Genomic DNA, 22,980 nt, shown 5'->3' on the forward strand with positions numbered 1-22,980 from the left:
TTGTTGCTAATAGAAAGATTGATTAAGAAACCCAGTTTCTGACCCCCACCAGCACCTCCTAGAAACCGGGTTTCTGTCTTAACCTTTGTTGTTAATAGAAAGATTGATTAAGAAACCCGGTTCCTGCAATAACCTTTGTTGCTAATAGAAAGATTGATTAAGAAACCCAGTTTCTGACCCCCACCAGCACCTCCTAGAAACCGGGTTTCTGTCTTAACCTTTGCTATTAATAGAAAGATAACTTAAGAAACCCGGTTTCTGAACCCCCTAACCATTGGGTCAAACAGACACCCCAAAAACTCGACTTGACAAAGGGTTAAAATTGTTAGAAATTACAACTTACAGTTCTTGACGCGAGAGAAGCAACGCAAGAACACCACCCTTACCCCCGCCCCAACCAGATGTAAATACACGAGGGAGATGACCCAAGGGAGCTTGGAATGAAAAGGTTAGATGATCATAGTTCATCCAACTACCGTTCTTTCTCCATCCAACGCGATCGCCTAACTTTTTTTCTGTCTCATAGTCTATTTTACCCCCAATTTCTAGCCAGATTTTCTTCTGGATACTGAAACCAAAGTGACCGTTACTGTATTTGACCCATAACTGATCAATGGTGCGTAAATCCTCACAGGAGAAATTATTAATATCTTCATCCCTTAACCTTCTATCCTGTGTTCTCCCAGCGACTTCTAACATTTTATTAGCCGTTTCTCGATCAGCTTCTTTCCACTTTCCGGCTTTCAAAAATAGTTCTAATTGATCATAATTAACCCCTTTAGCTGATTTTAATTCGATCTTGAGTTGGGGTGTTGGTTGGGGTGTTTGTAAGGATGTTAGGTTAACGGTTAATTGTAAAGCGTCTAATACTTCTTGAGCCGTTTGAAAGCGTTTTTTCGTTCCCTGTTGCAGCAGTTTATCTAACACTTGACCTAAGAGATCGCTCACTTTAACCGTTAAATAATCTCGCCACACCCAGTCACTTTCACTGATATCAAATAAATCAAACGGTTCAATATTAGTTAATAAATGAATACAAGTCACCCCTAAACTATATAAATCACTGGCAAAAGTTGGTTTTCCCACCGCTTGTTCCGGTGCGACATATCCCGCAGAACCAATCACCGTTCCTGTCACTGCTAACGCCGTTCTAGTCGCTGCTTTGGCGGCTCCAAAATCCACTAAAACGAATTTATGATCACTCTTTCTTCTAATAATATTTTCCGGTTTAATATCCCGATGAATCACCTGTTGTTGATGAATAAAAGTTAAAACAGGTAAAATATTTTCTAATAATTTAATAATTTTATCTTCTGAAAATGCCCCGGTTTCAGATAATTCTTGGTTTAAGTTTTCTCCTTCAATATATTCTTGAACGAGATATTGACGGTGATCTTGACTAAAATAGGCGAATAATTCAGGAATTTGTTGATGTTTGCCTAACTGTTCTAATTGTATCGCTTCTCGTTTAAATAGTTCCTCAGCTTTTTCTTGATTATTCGTTCCTTGAGCTTGGGGAAAAAACTGTTTAATGACACAATAGGGTTGAGACGGTTTATCTTCATCCACCGCTTGAAACGTTCGACCAAATCCCCCTTGTCCTAATATTTTTAAGGCTCGATATCGTTCTTTTAAAAGTAACTTAGATCCACATTTTTGACAAAAATTAGTCGTTTTTGGATTAGAGTGGAGGCAATCAGGGTTAAGACATTGACTCATGGTAAAGTCTGGGAATGATGAGATATTAACTCAATCATAACAGTAAATCGTTCAGCTTGTACACACCTCCGAGAAACCAGGTTTCTGCCATTACTTTTACTATTAATAATAAATCCGATTGTCAAAAGCCCTTTAAAATTGTCATCCTGAATGCAGCGAAGCGCAAGGAAGGATCTCTGATGATTCAGCAAGAGTACAGTCAGATTCTTTGGCTGATGCCAACGCTACGCGAACGCGGAGTTTATCCTTTTAGGGAGGGTAAAACCTCCCTTTAAATTATGATTAATTAAGGATTGAAACTACACTCAACGGCTTGATTAAAACGCTCCATTTCTGGAGAAGGATATCCATAAACCCCTTCAATTTGTTGTTGACAACAATCAATGGCAAAATCGTTTAATTCTTCCGGTTCAATGCCATATAACTCTTGAAAAACATCCGGTTGAACTCGACAAAATCGAGGCCGTTGATCATAAATTTTGCATTCTCTAGTTTCAGTATCAAAATGAATGCACCATCCATCTTCCCCAACCAAACTTAAATACAGTTGTAAGTCTTCTGGGTTTAAATAATCTTCTAATTCAGGACGTTCAGTGGGGTCGAGATGACAACAAGCCCCACATTGTTTTACACATAGCCAATTTGTCATGATTCCGATTTTGATTCAGAGGGAGAATTAGGGTCTATTGGTTTTTGCGCTGCTGCTTTTAAATCCGGGTTAGGAGCATTGGGAGCAACCAATGGAAGCGGAATAGTTTCCTCAGATTCAGGGGTTTCTGTTGCGGTTTCACGGTCTGAAACCTTAACAACTTCCTCAATATTTTCGGATTCTAAATGAACAACAACGGAAGATATAGCTTCCACGACAGATTCTTGAGTATCGTCAACAATTAAATTAACTTGTTCTGCGGTAATCTCAACAACTTCTACCTGGGGGCTGATAATTTCTTCAAAGGGTGAAGGAGTTTGTTTTTCAACAGGTTCAGATGTTTCTGTTGTTTCGGGTTCTGTAACAACAACTTCTGCTTGAGTCTCCGTCTCAACACCTTCAGAAGTCGAGGAAATGGTCGTTTCTAAATCCTCAAATTCGGCAAATTCGGAGGTTACAGAATCCGTTGGTGATGAGGTTGATTCTACAACAGTTGAAGTTGGGGAAACGGGATCAGGTTGAGAAGATTGAGATAGATTAGGAGTTGTTGGTTTTGGGGTTTTGGTTTTGGGTTGTTTGTTCAATAAACCTGTGAAATTCCCAATCAAACCTGATACCATTCCCACCAAAGCCGGAATCGATTTTTGGGATTGAGTAATGGTTTTTGCTGGGGTTTTTCCTGAAGAAATGGGGGGTTTTTCTTCTACGTTTTCAGGGGTTTCAGTCGGTGTAACCGCTTTAACTGGAGTCAGTTCAACCGTTGGAGTTTCTGGTATTTCTTCAACCGTAATTTCAGGTTCAACGGTTTCTGAAGAACTCACGGGTTCTTCGATTTTTTCTACAATTTGGTGGTCTTGAATTTCTACGACATCAGGAGAGGGTGAAACCTGTTCCGGTTGAGTTTCCTCATGAACTTCGATCGCAGGTTCAGCAACCCCGGAATTGAGTTCTGATAAGGGTTCAGCAGGGGTAGCAAGATTGATTTTAGGGGTGGTTTGAGGCGAAATGACGGGGGACTGACGACCGAGAAAGCCATTAAGTCGATTTTTGACATCCGCCGGAATGGGGGTTTGTTGTTCAACGGGGGTTGATGCTCGGCGCAGTGCTAGAGCTTCCCACCCAAACCAAACTAATAAGGATACACTCGCGAGTTGACCTAAAAGCACAGCGCCCGTAATTCGTCCAGCACAGACCCACAAAATCAGTGCATAAAAGAATCCGACTCCACTCCAGAAAAAGTCCCGTTTGCGGTGAATTTCTGGAAAGAAGAAAGCCGCCATATAAAGGGCAAAACTCCCCAAACCTACTGCGATCGCTAGGATATACGCCAGCATTTTGCCTCCCAATCTATCAAAAAACCTCTTATTGGGTTATTTTACCCTTAACGGTTGACGGTTGACGGTTGAGTCTCAACCTCTTGTGATTTGAATCATAAGTTTTATGTGAATTATATCACTTATAGAGATTGTGCGGAATCATACAGAAGGGATATGTTGTCTGATTACTATAGATATAGATAGAAAATGGCGTGCGGTAAGACAGTGAGCAAGGGGGAAGGTCATTATGTTAGAAAAATTATTGTTAGCGGCTTTTATCACGCTATCTCTTCATTTACAATTTGGTGTCAACTGGTTAAGTTCTAAACCAGCATCCTCAACAGGGGTCGCATCGCAAATCAATATGGGAAGAATTGTTCTGTCCCAAAAAATTGTCAAGTAAAGTTAGTAATTTCTGCATCTATTTCTATTTTTACTGGGGTTTGAGTTAACTCTGTTTTCCTCCGATTTGCAAACTCAGTAGAAATGATCCATTATTTTGCTCAAAAATGGCATTAAAAACCATTGCTGAAGAGGTAGAAACGGAAGCAATATTTCAAGCGGTTAGATCAATTGGCGTTGACTATGCTCAAGGATATTACTTGAGTCCACCTCAACCCTTTGAAAAAGTTTTAGGTCAATCGTAAATCATATTAATTGACCTTTCTCTTCCAGTTTCTTGAACCCCTCGTAATGTTAGTTTTTTGTTAATTCATCATTTGTTTGAAGAATGCGATCGCATCTTTTAATGCCACAATAAACACATCAATTTCTGATTTCGTATTGTAGAAATATAAACTCGCTCTGGCGGTGGCATTAACGCCTAAATAACGATGTAAAGGTTGGGTGCAATGATGTCCTGAACGAATAGCAACCCCAGCATCATCTAACAAAGTTGATAAATCATTAGCATGAATTCCATCTACACTAAAAGAAGCTAAGGCGGCTCTTCCTTCCCCTTTGGCATTGGGTAGGGGGCCATAGAGTTTTAATTCAGGAATTTCTCGCAATCTTTCATACAAATAAGCGGTTAATTCATGTTCATAATCAGCAATTTTATCCAGGCCAATTGACATTAAATAATCCACGGCTGCGCCTAATGCGATCGCTTCTCCAATGGCGGGAGTTCCAGCTTCAAATTTATGGGGTAATTCTCCGACAGTAAAATGATCTAAATACACCTCAGCAATCATTTCTCCCCCGCCAAAAAAGGGTGGCATTGCTTCTAATAATTCTAATTTCCCATATAAAAATCCAATCCCCGTTGGAGCACACATTTTATGACCGGATGCCACTAACCAATCACAATCTATTTTCTGCACGTCTAAAGGCGTATGAGGAGCACTTTGGCAACCATCAATTAACACTTTTGCACCGTATTCATGGGCTATTTGAGTGATTTCTTCGATGGGATTAATACAACCTAAAGTATTAGAAATATGCACAACAGCCACTAATTTTGTTCGGTCTGAAATTAAGGTTTTAAACTGTTCTAAGTCAAATTCTTGAGTTTCCGTTAATTCCACAAACTTAATGACTGCACCCGTTTTTTGGGCAACCATTTGCCAAGGAACTAAATTGCTGTGATGTTCCATGACACTGAGAATAATTTCATCTCCGGTTTTTAAAGTATTTAAACCCCAAGAATAGGCAACTAAATTAATCGCTTCACTGGCATTGCGAGTATAGACAATTTCTTGATAAGATTTAGCATTAATAAATTGAGCGACTTTGACCCGTGCCGCTTCATAGGCATCGGTTGCTTTTGCACTTAAGGCATGAACCCCGCGATGCACATTAGAATTATAATTTTGATAATAGTCTTGAATGGCATTTAAGACCGCTAAAGGTTTCTGAGAGGTGGCGGCATTATCTAAATAAACTAACGGTTGACCGTTGATGTCTTGATGTAAAATTGGGAAGTCTTGACGAACCATTTCAGCGAGAGTTTTTTCTTGAGTTAGCATTATTTTGAATATCCTTAAATTTAATTTTGGGCTAATATAGAAACCGGGTTTCTGAAGTAAAATTTTTGATGAGAAACCCGGTTTCTGGAGTTAACTAAACTCGGTGCGACAGGAAACGCAACGGGATAAGACCTGTTTTAACGTTTCGGAGGGCAATTTGCCTATAATTTCTGCCGCGAAAGCATCAATTAACAGATGACGACTCAGGGTTTCACTTAACCCCCGACTTCGTAAATAGAAGACTTCATCTTCTTCTAATTGACTGACGGTAGCACCATGAGAACATTTAACATTATCCGCCACAATTTCTAACTGAGGTTTGGTGTCTATTCTTCCTTTTGAAGATAGCAATAAATTTCGGCTCAGTTGATTAGCATTGGTAAATTGTGCCGTTTGGGGTACAAAAACTTTACCATTAAAAACGCCATGAGCCTTGTGATCAATAATACATTTATGGATTTGATTAAATGTTCCATGCTGATGATTGAGCATCATGGCACTGTGGGTATCGGCTAACTGTTCACTACCAATTAATGTTAAGCCGTTGAGGGTGGTTTCTGTGCCTTCTCCTTGTTGATAAATGTCTAAATTATGTCGAGATAGTTTAGCTCCTAAACTCACGGCATTGCAAGTGTAGCGACTATTTCGACCTTGGAAAACAACATTTTTACCAATATGAAATGCTGTACCTGCTCCCCGTTGTAGCTTTGTATGGTTGACTTCGGCGTTTTCTTCGAGGTAAATTTCGGTTACAGCATTAGTAAAATAAGGTTGTACGTTGACCTGATCTGAACATCCGAAAACTTCGGCGGTTGCATAATGTTCAATAACAGTAGATGAACTGCCTGTTTCTGCTACAATTAAGGCTCTGGGTTGATTCATCACCGGAAACCTATCTGGTAAGGCGATGAATAATAAATGAATGGGGGTTTCAAGAGTTTTATTCTTTTCAACCCAAACAACAGCAACATCATTAAACCCGGTGGTATTGAGAGTAGAAAAAACGTCTTGGTTGCTTTGTTGTTGACTGAGATAATTGGGAAGACGTTTCTGTAATTTTTCGGGAAGTTGTGCTAAATTGCCAATAAAAATTCCTTCGGGAATGTCTTGAAGATCTGAAAGATCAGGTGCATACATCCCATTAATAAAGACAATCCGTTTGTGTTCGGCTTCCGGTATAATTAAAGGTGCGATCGCTTCGGCTTCTAACGGAACAAAAGAAGCGACTTTAAATTGATGTTCTAATAATGGAGATAAATCGGTAAACCGCCATTCTTCATCTCGTTTTGTGGGGATTTCTAATTCTTTAACCCAAGTTAAGGCATGATCCCGAATATTTTGCAGTTGAAGGGTCACTTCAGATGCAAAAGAAGTTTGAGGAGACGGTTGAGAAAGTCCGCTTTGAATTTGTTCTAACAGATGGTTTAAATAGGACACTTCCCGTTTTGGTTTGATTGCAATATTATTCATTAAACCCCCACCATTGCCGAAGCAACAACATCATCATAGCCTTTTTCTTCGAGTTCTAAGGCGAGTTCTTTGGTTCCGGTTTTAATAATACGTCCATCGGACATCACATGAACATAATCCGGTACAATATAATCGAGTAACCGTTGATAATGGGTAATCACTAATAAAGCGTTATTTTCGTTGGTTAATTGATTAACGCCATTGGCAACAATTCGCAACGCATCAATATCTAAACCGGAATCTGTTTCATCTAAAACGGCTAATTTCGGTTCTAATAATGCCATTTGCAAAATTTCATTGCGTTTTTTCTCTCCGCCAGAAAAGCCTTCATTGACGCTGCGTTCTAAAAATTCATCGCGCATTTTCACGATTTCCATTTTTTCCCGCACTAATTCATCAAAATCAAAGGCATCTAATTCTTCTAATCCTTTATGTTTTTGATGAGCATTATAGGCAACTCTCAGAAAGTCTAAGTTACTGACCCCTGGAATTTCAATCGGATATTGAAAGGCTAAGAAAATTCCAGCTAAGGCGCGTTCTTCTGGTTCTAATTCTAATAAATTTTGACCTAAAAAGGTAATTTCTCCTCCGGTAACTTCGTAGCTCGGATGTCCACTTAAAACTTTAGAAAAGGTACTTTTCCCTGAACCATTTAAACCCATAATCGCATGGATTTCTCCAGCTTTAATTTCTAAATTTAACCCTTTGAGAATGTCTTTATCATCAATCTTAGCCGTTAAATTTTTAACGGATAGAATAATTTCGCTGTTTTCTTTAATCATGGTTGTGAGTTGTGAGATTTACGCAGTCTGGGTTTTATTTTTTGCACTGATAACGGGGATGGGCGAGGAAACCTCGCCCCTACAATTGATAATAGATTAACCAACGGAACCTTCTAATTTCAAGCTCAATAATTTATCGGCTTCAACGGCAAATTCCATCGGTAATTTATTGAACACATCTTTGCAGAAACCGCTAATCATCATCGAGACAGCATCTTCAGCAGAAATTCCCCGTTGTGCAAAATAGAATAGTTGATCTTCTCCTATTTTAGACGTAGAAGCTTCATGTTCAACTTTAGCGCTATTATTTTCCACTTGAATATAGGGAAAAGTATTCGCCTGGGCTCGGTCTCCAATTAACATAGAATCACATTGAGAATAATTTCTCGCGCCTTCAGCTTTCGACCCCATCTTCACTAACCCGCGATAACTATTAGCAGATTTTCCAGCAGAAATTCCTTTAGAAATAATCGTGCTGCGGGTATTTTTGCCAATATGGATCATTTTAGTTCCGGTGTCGGCTTGTTGCTTATTATTTGTCAGCGCAACGGAATAAAATTCACCCACTGAATTATCGCCTACTAAAACACAACTGGGATATTTCCAAGTAATAGCAGACCCGGTTTCTACCTGTGTCCAAGAAATCTTAGAATTCACGCCTTTGCATAATCCCCGTTTGGTGACAAAATTGTAAATTCCGCCTTTGCCTTCTTCATCTCCAGCGTACCAATTTTGTACCGTAGAATATTTAATTTCCGCATTGTCTAACGCAACTAATTCTACAACAGCGGCGTGCAGTTGATTGGTATCAAACATGGGGGCGGTACACCCTTCTAAATAGGTGACAGAACTCGCTTCTTCTGCTACAATTAAAGTGCGTTCAAACTGTCCCGAATCGCCGTTATTAATCCGAAAATAGGTAGACAAATCCATCGGACATTGTACGCCTTTGGGAATATAAACAAACGACCCATCACTAAAAACCGCAGAATTTAACGCAGCAAAGAAATTATCGCCAACGGGAACGACACTTCCTAAATATTTTTCTACCAGGTCAGGATGTTCCTGTACGGCTTCGGAAATGGAACAGAAAATGACTCCAACTTCTGCTAATTTTTCTTTAAAGGTTGTGGCAATAGAAACACTATCAAAAACTGCATCAACCGCCACATTCGCTAAACGTTTTTGTTCGCTTAAGGGAATGCCTAATTTTTCAAAGGTTTCTAATAAAGTGGGGTCAACTTCTTCTAAACTTTCTTTTTTCTTTTGAATTTTGGGAGCAGAATAGTAGATAATGGATTGATAATCAATGGGCGGATAGTTAACGTGGGGCCAGGTGGGTTCTTCCATCTTTAACCACTGGCGATAGGCTCTCAAACGGAAGTTAAGCATAAATTCCGGCTCATTTTTTTTAGCCGAAATCAGGCGCACAATGTCCTCACTGAGCCCACGAGGAATGGTGTCTGACTCAATATCAGTGACAAAACCGTATTTGTACGGTTGGTTGACTAGGGTTTTAACGGAAGCACTCATAACGTTAAATTTAGTGTTCGATGGTTCTCAAAGGATGGCAGACGGGTGGTAGGCTATAGACTTAAGCAACGGATTTGTTACTTAAGTCTATTTTAAGCTACATTAACAACAAGTGCATTGTCAAAGTCCAAATTTATAAATTTTTGTTAAGACGATGGCCACCACTCAGCAGCAATCCACGAAACACGATATTCTGCAACTCCTTCTCAAACAGGGACAGGCGACGGCCCAGGAGTTGGCAGATACCCTTGAAATTAGTCCCCAAGCCATTCGTCGCCATCTCAAAGATTTGGAATTCGAGGGTTTAATTGCCTATAACTCGGTTCAGGTGGGGATGGGGCGACCTCAGCACGTTTATGAATTGACGAATCAAGGACGGGAACGTTTTCCGAACCGTTATGATGAGTTTGCAATTTCCTTTTTGGATACTTTAGCGCAAACCGTCGGACATGAACAGGTCAGTCAAATTTTACAAAAACAATGGCAACGTAAAGCTCTGGAATATCGGCGAAAAGTTGGCAAAGGTTCGTTAAAAGAACGGGTGGAAAAATTAGTAGAATTGCGAAAAGCTGAAGGATATATGGCGGAGTGGTATTCGGTGGAATCAGACGAACCGAACAACCATCGAGAACATTATATTTTAACAGAACATAATTGTGCTATTTCTAATGTTGCCGAATCCTTTCCCAGTGTGTGTGGTCATGAATTAGAAATGTTTGGGGCAATTTTAGAAGATTGTACCGTAGAAAGAACCCATTGGATTGTGAATGGCGAGCATCGATGTGGGTATTTAATTATAGGAGGTAACCGGGAAGAAAAAAACTCACTATTGCGTTAGTCTTTGTTCTAACTGTTAGTTATGACTATTATATTAAATAATCGAGTAAAACTATGGAATTTTTGACTCAAGAAGAAGCAATTCAAGTAGATGCGGCGTTATTATCCTCTAAGGAAAAGTTTTCAACGCGGTTAGCGATTTATGCGTTACGCTGTTTAAAGGAAATTTCTCAAACCGAAGATATTGTTATTGAAAATATTAAACCTGAACAAGTCCAGAATTGGGTTAGAAATGATTCGAGTTTTCAAGAAAATATTGAAGTTGATGCGAATTTTGATAGTTTTTTTACTCAGTTATTGATGGCTTCCTTAAATCCTTTAAAACAAGTGTCTCAAACCGAAAATATTCCCATTCAAGAATTAACAGTTAAACAGTTAATTGATTGGTTTGAGCAAGAATCCAAGAAGAATTTAGAGCAAGATTGAAAATTATATTATACAACCAATAAATAAGAGAAAATCAACAAATATGATCAACCTAGATACCATCCAGAAAGACATAATATCATCGTAGCTGGCAACAGTTAAAGATGAGTGATACAATTTAATCAAATTTGCATTTGGTGTTTCAAAATCAGAAGCAATAGGCTAATCCTATGAATACCCTTGACCAAGTATTAGAAACTGCTTTACAACTACCCTACGAACAGCAGGAAATGCTGATCAAAATTCTGCAAAACCGCCACCAAGAAAGTCGCCGGGCAGAAATAGCTGTGGATGCAAAAAAAAGCTTGGCTGATTTCCATGCCGGAAAATTTAGATACCAGTCAGCCCACGATATTGTTCTAACATTGCGCCAGTCTTTGCAGGAGCCAGAAGCATGAGAATGCTGGTTCTAACCCCAAAATTCAAACGGGCATTCCGCAAATTTGTAAAGCGAAACACTGAACTCCAGCAACGCATTGAAGAAACCCTTGAACAAATGGAAGCAGATGTATTTGCCCCAGCCTTGGGTACACACAAACTGAGTGGTCAACTCGACGGTCTTCAGTCCTGTTCTTGTGGCTATGATTGTCGTATTGTATTCTCGATTGAACAGCATACAGAAACCAATAGTGAAATCATTGTTCTGCTCGACATCGGGACACATGATGAAGTTTACTAACTGGGTCGGTGTCGCGTAGGGGAAGCCAGTCGAACCAGCAAGAAATCCCAGAAAGCACAACCCAAGACTGGTCAGACTTCATCGGTTGTATAGAAGCAGAACCCGACTTATCGAGAAATTATAAAACCTATTAAAGAGGGTTGGAAGACCCAACCCCTACAGAATTTTTTACAAATCATTTAGACTTGCTATATATTGTTTAATTATAGGTAAAATAATATAGTAATTTTCTTGTTTTTCGATTAAAGAGCGTCGGAATAAAGATTGTAGAGCATTGAGTAAATCGGCTGAAATAATTTTACTATTTTCTAATAATTTAACTAAACTAACTGGATGATTTTCTGCTACCAATAAAGACATTACTTGTTTTTCTAACTCTGATAAGCGATCGCACTGTTGGGATAAACTCTCCTTTACCTCTTCAGGTAAAAATAAAGGATCATTTAACAACACTTTTGTCGCACTTTCTCCTAACTCTTCCAACACATTTGCTATACTTTTTAACCAGAGGGGATTACCTTGATAACGTTTAACAATTGTCTCAATTTTATCAATTTTAGTTAATCCATAATCGTTCAAGATTTCCTGTGCAGCTTTAAGATTTAAACCTGTTAATTGTAAACTGTGAATTACAGAATTTTTGCTTTTAACTTCAGTAACGATTCTCGGTTGTTCCCAACCCATTAACAATAAACAACTTTGATGAGATAATTCTTTAATCTGTTTAAAAAAAGTTTGATAGTCTTCATATTGAGGTTGATACTTTCCGGCTAAGTCTCCACTTCTAAAAAGGTTATGAATATTATCTAAAACCACTAAGCAGCGATACTGTTGTAAATATTTGATTAAAGTTAAAGCTTTGGGAACACTGACAGATAAATCTCGTTGTTGTGACTGCGAAAAAAACGAAATCAAGTTCGTTTGAAATTCTGCTAAAGTCCGAGAAGGGTCAAAATTACACCAAATTACAAACTCAAATTCATCTTTAATTTGTTGAACCAGTTGAACCCCTAATGCTGTTTTTCCAATCCCGCTAATACCCGTAATTGCAATGAGGCGACATTGTTCTTTTATGATCCAAGTTTTCAAAGTTTCCAGTTCGTAAATGCGACCATAAAACCCACCCAAATCTGGCATTTCACTTAAATCTTGATGAGGCGTTTCAAAAGATTTGAAGTTAGAAAGGTTTTCTTGAAGACTGATAGGGTCGGGTATATCTGGCGGATGTCTACTTTCTCCACAAATATTCAAACTACCACTTACGTTTTGTGCAAAGTTGAAAAGAATAGAGTTTTGTAACCTCTCCATTGCTGAACGGAAATTCGATTTACTAATATCTTCCCCTAACTCCTCTGAAAAAATCTGCCATAATTTTGATCCCGTATTTCTCACATTACTCTCTGAACAATCAAAATCTTTGGCAATTTGTTTATAGGTTTCATGTTGTAGAGTTCCCCGCAATACCGCTTCTTCTAAATCGTCAAGGTGTTGACCCGTCTGAGCAAAGACTATTTTATCAGCGACTTTTAACAGTTCTTTGAGATTCATTGGGGCTAGGAGATGCGAGTATTTTGTGTATTATAGCGCACCTTAACTGACTTTTTAAGATATTTTTGTATATTTTTATATACAACACCTTAAAAATCAATAAAATTTTTTGGCAAAATTGAACGTTTTTAGGCTAGACAAAAAGTTAATATTTAAGAAATAATAAAGACAGTATTAAAGCATCAAATTAGGGGTTACAAATATGAGCCTTGAAGATATCGCCCGTCAAGTCGTTGAACAAGGTGTTGAAACAGGTGTGGAGACTGTTGTAGAAAAAACTACGGGTATTGATGGAAATACAGTCAAAACAGCCAAAGCCGTTGCAGAGACTGGTGCTGCGCTAGGCGCGGCTGCCAGTGCAGCTACAGGGTTAACTGTTGCAGCAACTTCAGGAGCAGGAATTACTTCGGGTTTAGCCGCAGCAGGTAGTGTGGTTGGTGGTGGGATGGCGGCTGGCCCTGCGGTATTGGCAGCAGGCCCAGCTTATCTTGGGGCAAAAATAATGAATGAAACTTTGTTCAAAGACCAACCTGACTTATCTAAAGAAGAGAATGATGCTCGTGCAGCGGCAAGAACAGCTACAAATATTGGGGCTGCTGCTGGTATAGCGGGTGCTGGTTTAGCAACCGTAGCTGGTGGTGCTTCTGGTGCTGCAATTATGGGTACCCTTGCAGGTATCGGTGGAGTTGTTGGGGGAGGTGCAATTGCTGGTACTGCCATCGTTGCGGCTGCGCCTGTTGCGGCGGCGGCTGCTATTGGATACGGAGTATATAAACTTTTTGGAGGTAAAAAATAGCTCAATTTCCGCCTGTTCATTTGAGCTACTGCCATGATATCAATCTGATAATGATATAGAGAGCGATCGCAGTCTTAAAAAAAAGCGATCGCACTTTATTCGTGATAATTTTAGGGAAAGTGATCGCCCGATTAAAAAACAGTGTTCGCATTTTCTGATAATAATTAGGAAAAGTGACCCAGAAACCGGGTTTCTCAGAAAGCTTTTGTATCTCAACCAAGATTGTTGTTAAGAAACCCGGTTTCTCAGAAAGCTTTTGAATCTCAACCAAGATTGTTGTTAAGAAACCTGGTTTCTCAGAAAGCTTTTGAATCTTAACCAAGATTGTTGTTAAGAAACCCGGTTTCTCAGCCTTGAGCGGTTAAAATATTGCGCTGGTACTTTCTTCTCATCATTGTAGACAGAGCGATCGCAGTCTAAAAAAAGCGATCGCACTTTATTGTAATAATTTTAGGGAAAGCGATCGCGTTTCTCATGAACAAATTTTAATTTCCAAAACTTACGGAAAATAACGATAAAATTCTCGACGATGTAGAACCCGCATCACTTCTATAACATCACCATTAACCTCTATTCCAATACGGTAATCGCCGATACGGATACGATAGCGACCACTGTAACCTTTCATGGCTTTAATGTCAGAAATCTCCTCCAAAGTGTTGATAGCTGCTAGAGTTGTAAACGCAACTTCATAGATGCGTTGGTATGATGTCGAACTCTTAAGTTGCTTCAAGTCTTTTAGAAAAGCCTGACGGTATTGAACTTCCAAGAGCATTATTCCTCAAGATAAGCCAAAGCCATCGCTCGATCAAGCAAGGGAGTATTAACAGCTTCATTCATCGCTTTATTCAAACAATAGTCTTCTACCGCTTCCCCCAGTTCCTCCAAGGAAGATTCTTCGTTAGGCAAAAGTTGTCGCCATAGAGCAATAGGAATCACCACGGCGATCGCTTCTCCATCTGGGCTTGTCAGATATTCAATGTTTAGCATTGTTTCCATTTGAGACTTCAGAAACTATTAGTCATTCTAGCGGATCTGCGAGTGATACAGCAAGAAGCTCTATCGTCTCATAAACTAACCACCGCAATTATTTAGGAAAAGTGAACCAGAAACCGGGTTTCTCAGAAAGCTTTTGTATCTCAACCGAGATTGTTGTTAAGAAACCCGGTTTCTCAGATTTTCAACCCATAGGTTTTTAAAGCTTATTGTAAAGGAACGTGGGTGGCAATTTTTTCGTTATTGGCTCCATAAACCTCCAAGGAAATTTGAGCATTTTGACTAATCGTTTCTAAAGCAACTTTCAACGTTTGAACGTGATTTTCTGCTTCAGAACGTTTTTTAGAATCTCCACTTTGATCAGCAGCTTTAGCAGTGGATTGAATTTTATTCACATAATCCGACGTTAAACGAACTGTGATTAAATTTTCCGTGACACTATAGTTACAAACTTTAGGATTTCCACTACACAACTTCGTTAAATCTTGACGAGCTTTAGCTAAACGAGACGCGACCCGATATTGAACATCTGCCCGTTTCCAGGCTTCATTATAACTGGTTAAAAGCGGTTGAATTTTAGCGGAATAAGAACTACTCGCTGGAACTTGTTTAGCATAACTAACAGCACGACCCCAATCAGTCACCGCCTCCGACCAAGACCCTCGTTGTTCTGAAAGTTGGGCTTGTTCAGCATTATTAACCGCTTGATTATAAGCCTCTAAACCCACTTGTTCAATGGTTTTGCGATCGCGAGCTTCTTCTAATTTCGGTTGATAACGGGCTAATAAAACCTGTCCTGATTGATAAGCTGTTGTTCCATAGGGAATAGTAGCTAAAGTATTGGCTGCAACTTGCCAAGTTTCAAACACCTGTTGCCAACTTTCCGCCGATTTTGCCACCCCTTGTCTTGCTTCTGCAACTTGAGCGGATTTTTTAGCGCTGGTTAAAATTTGTTCTGCATCTCGTTCTAATTTTAAACGACTTCTGACATCGGCTAAATTGGCTCGATATTGTTGCCATCGAGCTTGAGCAAAAGGATAAACAATACTCCCACTGGGAACTTGTTCTAATAGGGCGATGGCTTCTTCCCACAGAGATTGCATCTTCATCCAATCTTTAATCTCATGGGGCGGATTTTGACTCAGGGTTGAAGCATTTGTCGCAGTTTTTAACGCTTTTACGACAGCATTAAACTCGTTGAATTCTTTATTATAAATGGATAACAGAGCTTTAGCTTCAGGATAATGTGGCGACCAAAAGGGAATAGTTTTTAAGAGTTTAATCCCCGATTGTAAATCCTCTTGAGCAATTAAAGGAGCTTGAGCCGATGCAACGGTTTCAATGGTTTGTTTGGATTTTTGATTAAAGTCTCTGGCTGTTTGAATTTCCTGACATTCTCCGATCACACAGGGACGAGTCAGGGTATAAATACATCCAAAAACGACAACTAAAACCGCAGTCACTTGAGCTAGTAAAATCGGATTCCATCGTTGACTAACGGGTTTTTCTTCTTCCTCAACTTCAGATTGAGTTGCTTCGGGTTCCGGTTCAACAGGTGAACTTAAATTCTCTAAATCTTGGGGATCAAAGGGATTTTCTGGGAGATTTTGTGCGGGTGTTTCTTCCTCTAAAAAGGGATTTTTAAGGTTTTCCTCGACCGGATTTTGAATCTTTGATGTAGGTTGGGGTGTTTGAGGTTTAGGTTTGGGTTCTAAAATGGCTGTTTTCATAATGTTGCCCCTAGACAGTGACAGATTCTACAATTGAAACTTTAGATGTTGAATTTGAGATAAATTTTATTGGAGTAATTTGGAAGCTCAATGAAGAATTAACTTTTCCAACCTTCCCCATAGGATTCTGCATAACAGAGTTGTTCAACGGGAAATCTACCCCCATATTTTTTAAACGGTTGTGTCGCATATCCTAAAGCCAACAGACAACAAACATCAACCTCTTCTGGGATGTTAAATTTAGCTTTGACTTCAGCCGCGATAAATCCCTCCATCGGACAACTATCGACGCCATAGGTTTGTGCCACAATCATAATATGAGCAACGGCTAACATGGCTTGGCGATTTGTCCAGGCTTCTATGGAGTCAAAGGAAGGGTGTTGCTCAAAGGCATTGGGAATGGCTGTGCGAATATAATCGGCATAGCTATCGTTTATTGATCCTTTGTCTCGACCGAGTTGAATCACAGATTCAATATAATCGGGTTCGCTTACCCGGCGATCGCTACAACAAATTAAGACGACAGGAGCTTCTGTTACCTGTCGTTGATTAAACGCACAAGCTTGGAGCTTTTCTTTACTATCGAGACTGCGGACAATAATAAACCGCCAGGGTTGCAAGTTAAATCCAGAAGGCGATCTCAACCCTAAACGCAGGATTTCTGATAGAATCACTGGAGGAATCAAGGTCGATTGAAATGACCTGACCGCCCGACGTTGTTCGATCGCGTGTCTCAAGTTAATCGATGGTTCCATAGAATCGTTTGATGAGTGGATCAATTTTATCGCAAATGTTGCTCATCGGATTCTCACCCCATCACTGCATTCTCCACATCCCCAGAAGGTCTCGCGGGTTGAGTTTAATTTAAACCTAACTCCCGTTTTAGTAAATTAATTGATTCTGCACCGATATAATTGGGACAATAGACCAATTGAGGCGGGCGAATCAGTTCTTCTCGGTTAACTTGAATCAGATCTTTAACGTGGTTATAACTGGCTTGATCACAAACAACAACTCGCGCTGTCCGAATAATCGAATTAATTTTATAGCTATCAGTTAATTGAGCGGTCATGACTAAAATTTCATCGCCTCTTAAACTATGAATAATCACTTCTGTAGCTCGTAATAAACCCGAACTCAGGCTGACAATTCCGAGATAAGTTCCTTTGGGTAAATCTCGAACTAATTCTATTTCCTTAGCAAAATTATAAATATCAACGGGAATCACTCGGACGGATTTTGGCAGCGCAATAGCTTCAGCTTGTCCAATAAAATAACGACTGGTGACAACAGTTCCCGATGGCACTTTTTTTAATAGGTCGGCTAACTGTTCAATGGGGACTAATTGCACGGGAATTTTTAAGGATTCTTCTAATTCCTGCGCCATTAATTGTCCAATACCAATATCTTGAGTCGGTGCTGTGACTAATACTCTAGCACTACAACGTAACCGCCAATCAATTTCTGCTAAAAACATTTCCCTGGCTTGATTGAGGGTGCATCCTTGAGATAGTAATTCATCTAAACTCCGTTGAATAATTTGATTCGCTTCGGGATACTGTTCTAAAACCGGTGAATTTAACCGAGATCCGCCTTCATGACCTAACGCTCGCACGTAAATTCCAGATCCCGCTAGAGCTTCCACTAAGCCATGATCTTCTAACTGTCGATAAACTTTGCTGATGGTGTTACGGTGTAATCCTGTTTCCATTGCCAGTTGACGGGTACTGGGTAAACGGTGTCCGGGGGGAAATTGGCGAGAAGCGATCGCAAACCGAATTTGATTAAATAGTTGGTTAGATGCTGGAATATCGCTATCAGGCTGAATATAAAATCGAACCATCTTTACATCTCCAAAGCAATTAAAACAAAATTAACAAGCTCTTGATTTTTCAGATCTGAACAGCCTCGCTCCATTTTCCGATCACTCCTCAATGTTTCATTGATATTGTAATGCTATAGCAAGTCTAAATCGGTTGTCATAACCTCTATGACTCAAATCCTTACCGTAGGGGCAATTCATGAATTGCCTCTACCACCAATCAAATCGGATTGCTATATATAATCCCTTACCGTTTCAAAGTTAACATTGAACCGTAATGGTTTTTCTTGAGAATATAGTGATTAATTTCATATTTATATTTAATATTTTTGATGAATAACCTCTTAATGCTGAAGTAGATTTAGATAATTTCATAGTTTCTATATTACCCGATTAAGGTATATTTGGATCTAAGATTAACAATTATTGATAACAAGGTGAAAGTATGACAAATCCGCCCATTCTTACCACTCAGATTCAGGTTCCTAATGGGGAATTACAAATTGATGCCTATCTCGCTGAACCCACTGGAGAAGGGCCGTTTCCGGGTGTGGTGGTCATTCAAGAAATCTTTGGGGTTAATTCCCATATTCGAGACGTGACCGAACGCATCGCCAAAGAAGGATATATTGCGATCGCACCCGCCATTTATCAACGTCAAGCCCCTGGTTTTGAAATCGGTTATACTCCAGCCGATGTGGAATTAGGCCGAAAATATAAAGTTAAAACCACCGCATCAGAACTTTTAAGCGATATTCAAGCTACCCTGAACTATTTGAAAACCCGTCCTAACGTTACCCCCAAATTCGGCACCATTGGGTTTTGTTTTGGGGGTCATGTGGTTTATTTAGCCTCCACCCTGAGCGATATTCAAGCTACGGCTTGTTTCTATGGCGGTGAAATTGCCACGATGACTCCCGGTGGTGGGCCAGCGACGATTACTCGTACCAAAGAGATTCAGGGGGTTCTCTATGGCTTTTTTGGGACAAAAGATCCCCTAATTCCAAAGGGACAAGTTGATCAAATCGAAGCTGAACTGCAAAAATATCAAATTCCTCATCAAATTTTCCGCTACAAAGCGGATCACGGTTTTTTCTGCGACCAACGCAGCACCTACAACGCCGAAGCCGCCCAAGCCGCTTGGACAGAGGTGAAAGCACTATTTGACCAGGAACTCAGACATTAAAGCGGTTCAGGCTGTAGGGTGTGGAAACAGGGGAAAACAACTGTTAATACCCATCCGTCAACAGTCAAACCATCCAACTGTGTTATGCTCAAAAGATTGCAGTGTTATTGAAGATGAGCGCAAGGTTATAACCCAGTTCCTAACTCATTAATTTTGTTTTTCTTTACTTTTTCCTATGGCTACTAAAAACCCGTCCTTTTCTCTTGATGATTTTGCTAAAGCCCTAGATCAACACAGTTATGATTTACATAAAGGGCAGATTGTTAAGGGTCAGGTAGATTCATATACCAGCGATGGTGCATATATTGACATTAAAGGAGCTAAATCTCCTGGTTTCATTCCTAAAAAAGAAATATCGGTTGCAGAAATTGAGGATATTTCACAAATCCTTCCCTTAAAACAAGAACGAGATTTTCTGATTATTCGAGAACAAAATGCTGATGGTCAAATATTACTCTCGATTCGACAATTAGAAATTAAGCAAGTTTGGGATGACCTCATTGAAATTCAAAACAAAGGTCAATCTTTACAAGCGAGAGTTACAGGCGTTAATCGAGGTGGCGTTACCGTTGAGGTCAATTCCTTACGGGGATTTATTCCGCGATCGCATCTATTAGAAAAAGATAATTTAGAATCGTTAATTGAACAATCCTTAACGGTGACAATTTTAGAATTAGATGTAGAACGGAATAAAGTTGTTTTATCTCAACGATTAGCGTCTCAATCCCTTGGTTTTAGTCAGTTAGAAGTCGGTCAACTGGTAGAAGGAAAAGTCATGGGGGTTAAACCCTTTGGTGTTTTTGTGGATATTGAAGGGGTAACGGGATTAATTCACATTAAAGAAGTCAGTCAAAAATATGTGGAATCTTTAGCTAATCTTTTTCCCATCGGTGAAATCATTAAAGCGATGGTGATTAGTTTAGATGAAGGTCGCCATCGGATTTCTCTATCGACTCGAATTTTAGAAAATTATCCGGGTGAAGCGGTTGAGAAATTATCCGAGGTTATGGAATCTGCGGAAGCTCGTGCAGAACGCGCTAAAAAGTTAATTAATCTCTAATTCACCTTGTAGGGGCGAGGTCTCCTCGCCCATTAAATAACTTGTTATCTTAACAATAAACTGTATTTTCCTAATTTTTAAATTAAATCTTTCCCATGATTCATGTCTTAGGAATTGATGGTGGCGGTTCTAAAACCGTTTGTGTCTTAATGAGTGCTGATGGTAAAATTTTAGGACACGGACAAGCCGGGCCATCCAATTATCAAACCATCGGAATTGAAGCGGCAAAAAATGCCATTATTTCAGCCATTCAACAAGCCGTTGAACATAGTTTTTTAGCCTTAGAAAAATTCGTTCCCATTCAAGGGATTAGTTTAGGATTAGCCGGGGTGGGTCGTGCTGAAGATATTGCAGTGATCAGAACTTTAGTTCAAGAGATTCAAACCGATTCAAAATTACCCATTGATTGGAAATTAACCCCGGAAACTATTATTATTAATAGTGATAGTGTAATAGCTTTAGTCGGTGGTTTAGGTCACTCGGTTGGTATTGTTGTCATTGCAGGAACAGGTTCCCATATCTTCGGAAAAAATCATCAAGGAATCACCAAACGGGTCGGCGGTTGGGGGTATTTGTTAGGAGATGAAGGCAGTGGTTATGATATTGCTATTCAAGGGTTAAAAGCCGCGTTACGTTCCTATGATGGTCGTTTAGATTCAACTCAACTCATTCCTGCTTTTCAAGAAGCTTTCAAGTTACATTCAATGGAAGAATTAATTCCCTTGGTTTACCGTCATGGATGGGGAGTTAAAGATATTGCGAGTTTAGCTCCGATTGTTGATCAAGTAGCAGCCTCCGGTGATTCAATTGCTCAAATTATTATTAAAAATGCAGCGAATGAATTAGCGTTAGCTACAGAAGTTGCAATTAATCATTTATTTGAACCCACAGAATCCTTTGAAATTGTGGTTATGGGAGGAGTTTGGAAAGGATTAGCTAATTTTCGTCATCAATTTGAAACTGAAATTAATGCGATCGCACCTTTAGCTAATATTATTTCTCCTCGTCATGAACCTGCCTATGGTGCAGGGTTGTTAGCATTGGTACAGATTAATAACCCTAAACCTCCTGTAGAGACGTTGCCTGCAACGTTTCTACAGGAGACAGATATGTAGCAAACATTGAAAGATTTCATATAACCTTATATAATTGTATTGTTTTTAGATCTCTTAAGGTAGTATTAACAAATGTCATGGATTTATCCCGCTTTTAGTGTTTGCCCATCAGGTAACTCTTGGTTATGGGCTGCATGGAATAGTAGCGCCGATGCTTATGCTTTCCTCAAAAAAACTGACAAAGATTTAACAATGGACTGTCTATTTTATGCAGAAGCATCCTCTAAAGAAGCTGCAAAAAAAACGGCTGAAAAGCTTTTAGGGGTTTACCTGCAAGAATTAGATAGTCAGTTTGCAGCAGCCGTTTGTAAGGAACTCACTCAGAAATCCAATAGTGATTCTCAGAATATTGATTCTAATCAACCTGAAATGGTTATTGATGATCTCAATCAATATTTAAACCAACTTCATGAACTCATCGGTTTAAGTACAGTAAAATCTACAGTTCAAGAGTTAGTCAATATGGCAAAAGTTGCCCAAATGAAAGCTCAAGCTGGTATCAAAGCTCCAGCCATTACCAGACATCTTGTATTCACAGGAAACCCCGGAACAGGTAAAACGACAGTAGCGAGAATTTTAGGTAATATTTATAAAAATTTAGGTGTTTTATCAAAAGGTCATTTTATTGAAGTAGACCGTAGTGATTTAGTAGGAGAATATTTAGGACATACCGCACCCAAAACGACAAAAGTTGTTGAATCTGCGTTAGGGGGTATCCTTTTTATTGATGAAGCTTATTCTCTTGTTCCAGAGGGTCGTCAAGATAATTTTGCTCAAGAAGCCATCAATACCTTGTTAAAAATGATGGAAGATCATCGAGATGATTTAGTCGTAATTGTTGCCGGATATAAAGGAGAAATGTCTCGGTTTATTAACTCTAATCCTGGGCTAAAATCCCGATTTTCTCGGTCAATTCATTTTGCAGATTATTCAGCTTTAGAGTTAACAGAAATTTTCAAAAATAACTGTGAACAACAGGGTTATCTGATTTCAGAAAAGGCCATAAAATTATTGTATCATCTCGTCAATCAGTTTGAACCTCAAATTGGAGAACTGGGAAATGGCAGATTTGTTAGGAATATTTTTGATCGTTGTATTGCCATTCAAAGTAATCGTTTAGCTGCATTATCCCATCCTTCAACAGAAGAGTTAAAAACTTTTTTGTCTGAGGATATTCCGACCCATGAGCAAATGGTTCAATCTCTTGTTTGAACTCTATATTTTAGCTATCATTCTAACAATGACCAGAATCATCGGTTTGATGTCGTTACGCTTGAAGAAGCGAAATCCTGAATTTCAAGGAATAATGATCTAAAATCAGTGAATTTGTGACTGTATGTTGTGCATCA

At 39.3% G+C, this 22,980-nt stretch carries 24 protein-coding genes; 11 read left to right on the forward strand and 13 right to left on the reverse strand.

The features are described from left to right. Positions 1 to 339 precede the first annotated feature (339 nt). The 3 genes from ACKPEB_RS08205 to ACKPEB_RS08215 form a co-directional block, all read right to left on the reverse strand. Entirely contained in the window at positions 340 to 1,719 is a 1,380-nt protein-coding gene (locus ACKPEB_RS08205; protein WP_408964390.1) for a GUN4 domain-containing protein, read from the reverse strand. A gap of 286 nt (positions 1,720 to 2,005) precedes the next feature. Beyond that, positions 2,006 to 2,368: a YkgJ family cysteine cluster protein gene (locus ACKPEB_RS08210; protein WP_408964391.1), complete on the reverse strand. Its 363-nt coding sequence runs from the start codon at positions 2,366 to 2,368 to the stop codon at positions 2,006 to 2,008. Then, the gene (locus tag ACKPEB_RS08215) at positions 2,365 to 3,702 is read right to left on the reverse strand and encodes a Ycf66 family protein (protein ID WP_408964392.1); all 1,338 of its coding nucleotides are present in this window, start codon (positions 3,700 to 3,702) and stop codon (positions 2,365 to 2,367) included. The genes ACKPEB_RS08210 and ACKPEB_RS08215 overlap by 4 nt, the downstream gene beginning before the upstream one ends. Before the next feature lie 229 nt (positions 3,703 to 3,931). Between ACKPEB_RS08215 and ACKPEB_RS08220 the strand changes: the two genes are divergently transcribed. Both ACKPEB_RS08220 and ACKPEB_RS08225 read left to right on the forward strand, forming a co-directional pair. Then, on the forward strand, positions 3,932 to 4,087 hold the full coding sequence (locus tag ACKPEB_RS08220) for a hypothetical protein (RefSeq protein WP_408964393.1): 156 nt from the start codon (positions 3,932 to 3,934) through the stop codon (positions 4,085 to 4,087). Between the two features lie 106 nt (positions 4,088 to 4,193). Continuing rightward, positions 4,194 to 4,331 carry an EAL domain-containing protein gene (locus tag ACKPEB_RS08225; RefSeq protein ID WP_408964394.1) on the forward strand — a complete coding sequence of 46 codons (138 nt, stop codon included), beginning with the start codon at positions 4,194 to 4,196 and terminating at the stop codon, positions 4,329 to 4,331. 60 nt (positions 4,332 to 4,391) lie between these two features. Here ACKPEB_RS08225 and ACKPEB_RS08230 read toward each other — a convergent pair whose 3' ends face one another. From ACKPEB_RS08230 to sufB, 4 genes are all read right to left on the reverse strand, one after another. After that, positions 4,392 to 5,654, reverse strand: coding sequence for a SufS family cysteine desulfurase (locus ACKPEB_RS08230; RefSeq protein WP_408964419.1), 1,263 nt, complete (start codon positions 5,652 to 5,654; stop codon positions 4,392 to 4,394). A gap of 87 nt (positions 5,655 to 5,741) precedes the next feature. Next, complete coding sequence (gene sufD / locus ACKPEB_RS08235; RefSeq protein ID WP_408964395.1) at positions 5,742 to 7,121, reverse strand: Fe-S cluster assembly protein SufD; 1,380 nt, start codon at positions 7,119 to 7,121, stop codon at positions 5,742 to 5,744. Next, complete coding sequence (sufC, locus tag ACKPEB_RS08240) at positions 7,121 to 7,903, reverse strand: Fe-S cluster assembly ATPase SufC (RefSeq protein WP_408964396.1); 783 nt, start codon at positions 7,901 to 7,903, stop codon at positions 7,121 to 7,123. Before sufC ends, sufD begins: the two co-directional genes overlap by 1 nt. Positions 7,904 to 7,999: 96 nt before the next feature. Continuing rightward, a complete protein-coding gene (gene sufB, locus ACKPEB_RS08245) occupies positions 8,000 to 9,436 on the reverse strand; it encodes a Fe-S cluster assembly protein SufB (protein WP_408964397.1) in 1,437 nt (478 codons plus the stop codon). Positions 9,437 to 9,590: 154 nt separating this feature from the next. On the opposite strand from sufB, the gene sufR reads away from it, so the two are divergent. The 4 genes from sufR to ACKPEB_RS08265 all read left to right on the forward strand — a co-directional run bounded on the left by sufR (position 9,591) and on the right by ACKPEB_RS08265 (position 11,378). After that, the gene (sufR, locus tag ACKPEB_RS08250; RefSeq protein ID WP_408964398.1) at positions 9,591 to 10,274 is read left to right on the forward strand and encodes an iron-sulfur cluster biosynthesis transcriptional regulator SufR; all 684 of its coding nucleotides are present in this window, start codon (positions 9,591 to 9,593) and stop codon (positions 10,272 to 10,274) included. Between the two features lie 53 nt (positions 10,275 to 10,327). Then, entirely contained in the window at positions 10,328 to 10,699 is a 372-nt protein-coding gene (locus ACKPEB_RS08255) for a hypothetical protein (protein WP_408964399.1), read from the forward strand. 170 nt (positions 10,700 to 10,869) lie between these two features. Next, positions 10,870 to 11,097, forward strand: a complete 228-nt coding sequence (locus ACKPEB_RS08260) for a hypothetical protein (protein WP_190517849.1) — start codon at positions 10,870 to 10,872, stop codon at positions 11,095 to 11,097. Beyond that, positions 11,094 to 11,378, forward strand: coding sequence for a type II toxin-antitoxin system YafQ family toxin (locus ACKPEB_RS08265; protein WP_408964400.1), 285 nt, complete (start codon positions 11,094 to 11,096; stop codon positions 11,376 to 11,378). Before ACKPEB_RS08260 ends, ACKPEB_RS08265 begins: the two co-directional genes overlap by 4 nt. Before the next feature lie 168 nt (positions 11,379 to 11,546). Here ACKPEB_RS08265 and ACKPEB_RS08270 read toward each other — a convergent pair whose 3' ends face one another. Continuing rightward, a complete protein-coding gene (locus ACKPEB_RS08270; protein WP_408964401.1) occupies positions 11,547 to 12,926 on the reverse strand; it encodes an NB-ARC domain-containing protein in 1,380 nt (459 codons plus the stop codon). Positions 12,927 to 13,128: 202 nt separating this feature from the next. Here ACKPEB_RS08270 and ACKPEB_RS08275 point away from each other — a divergent pair, with 202 nt between their 5' ends. After that, positions 13,129 to 13,722: an RNA polymerase subunit sigma-24 gene (locus ACKPEB_RS08275; protein WP_408964402.1), complete on the forward strand. Its 594-nt coding sequence runs from the start codon at positions 13,129 to 13,131 to the stop codon at positions 13,720 to 13,722. A 499-nt stretch (positions 13,723 to 14,221) separates the two neighbouring features. On the opposite strand, the gene ACKPEB_RS08280 is transcribed toward ACKPEB_RS08275, so the two are convergent. The 5 genes from ACKPEB_RS08280 to ACKPEB_RS08300 form a co-directional block, all read right to left on the reverse strand. Then, on the reverse strand, positions 14,222 to 14,497 hold the full coding sequence (locus tag ACKPEB_RS08280) for a type II toxin-antitoxin system RelE family toxin (protein ID WP_408964403.1): 276 nt from the start codon (positions 14,495 to 14,497) through the stop codon (positions 14,222 to 14,224). Beyond that, entirely contained in the window at positions 14,497 to 14,712 is a 216-nt protein-coding gene (locus ACKPEB_RS08285; RefSeq protein WP_408964404.1) for a hypothetical protein, read from the reverse strand. The genes ACKPEB_RS08280 and ACKPEB_RS08285 overlap by 1 nt, the downstream gene beginning before the upstream one ends. Before the next feature lie 212 nt (positions 14,713 to 14,924). Then, positions 14,925 to 16,448 (reverse strand): hypothetical protein, encoded by a 1,524-nt coding sequence (locus ACKPEB_RS08290; RefSeq protein ID WP_408964405.1) that lies wholly within the window; start codon positions 16,446 to 16,448, stop codon positions 14,925 to 14,927. 98 nt (positions 16,449 to 16,546) lie between these two features. Next, complete coding sequence (locus tag ACKPEB_RS08295) at positions 16,547 to 17,203, reverse strand: nitroreductase family protein (protein WP_408964406.1); 657 nt, start codon at positions 17,201 to 17,203, stop codon at positions 16,547 to 16,549. A gap of 104 nt (positions 17,204 to 17,307) precedes the next feature. Then, a complete protein-coding gene (locus ACKPEB_RS08300; RefSeq protein WP_408964407.1) occupies positions 17,308 to 18,291 on the reverse strand; it encodes a GntR family transcriptional regulator in 984 nt (327 codons plus the stop codon). A gap of 424 nt (positions 18,292 to 18,715) precedes the next feature. Here ACKPEB_RS08300 and ACKPEB_RS08305 point away from each other — a divergent pair, with 424 nt between their 5' ends. From ACKPEB_RS08305 to ACKPEB_RS08320, 4 genes are all read left to right on the forward strand, one after another. Next, entirely contained in the window at positions 18,716 to 19,456 is a 741-nt protein-coding gene (locus tag ACKPEB_RS08305; protein ID WP_408964409.1) for a dienelactone hydrolase family protein, read from the forward strand. Between the two features lie 175 nt (positions 19,457 to 19,631). Next, positions 19,632 to 20,516, forward strand: a complete 885-nt coding sequence (locus ACKPEB_RS08310) for a S1 RNA-binding domain-containing protein (protein ID WP_408964410.1) — start codon at positions 19,632 to 19,634, stop codon at positions 20,514 to 20,516. Positions 20,517 to 20,611: 95 nt separating this feature from the next. Continuing rightward, entirely contained in the window at positions 20,612 to 21,631 is a 1,020-nt protein-coding gene (locus ACKPEB_RS08315) for a BadF/BadG/BcrA/BcrD ATPase family protein (RefSeq protein WP_408964411.1), read from the forward strand. A gap of 72 nt (positions 21,632 to 21,703) precedes the next feature. Continuing rightward, on the forward strand, positions 21,704 to 22,843 hold the full coding sequence (locus ACKPEB_RS08320) for an AAA family ATPase (RefSeq protein WP_408964412.1): 1,140 nt from the start codon (positions 21,704 to 21,706) through the stop codon (positions 22,841 to 22,843). Positions 22,844 to 22,980 lie beyond the last annotated feature (137 nt).

It is taken from the genome of Planktothrix sp. (assembly GCF_046067725.1).
In the GTDB taxonomy this organism is placed as follows: Bacteria; Cyanobacteriota; Cyanobacteriia; order Cyanobacteriales; family Microcoleaceae; genus Planktothrix.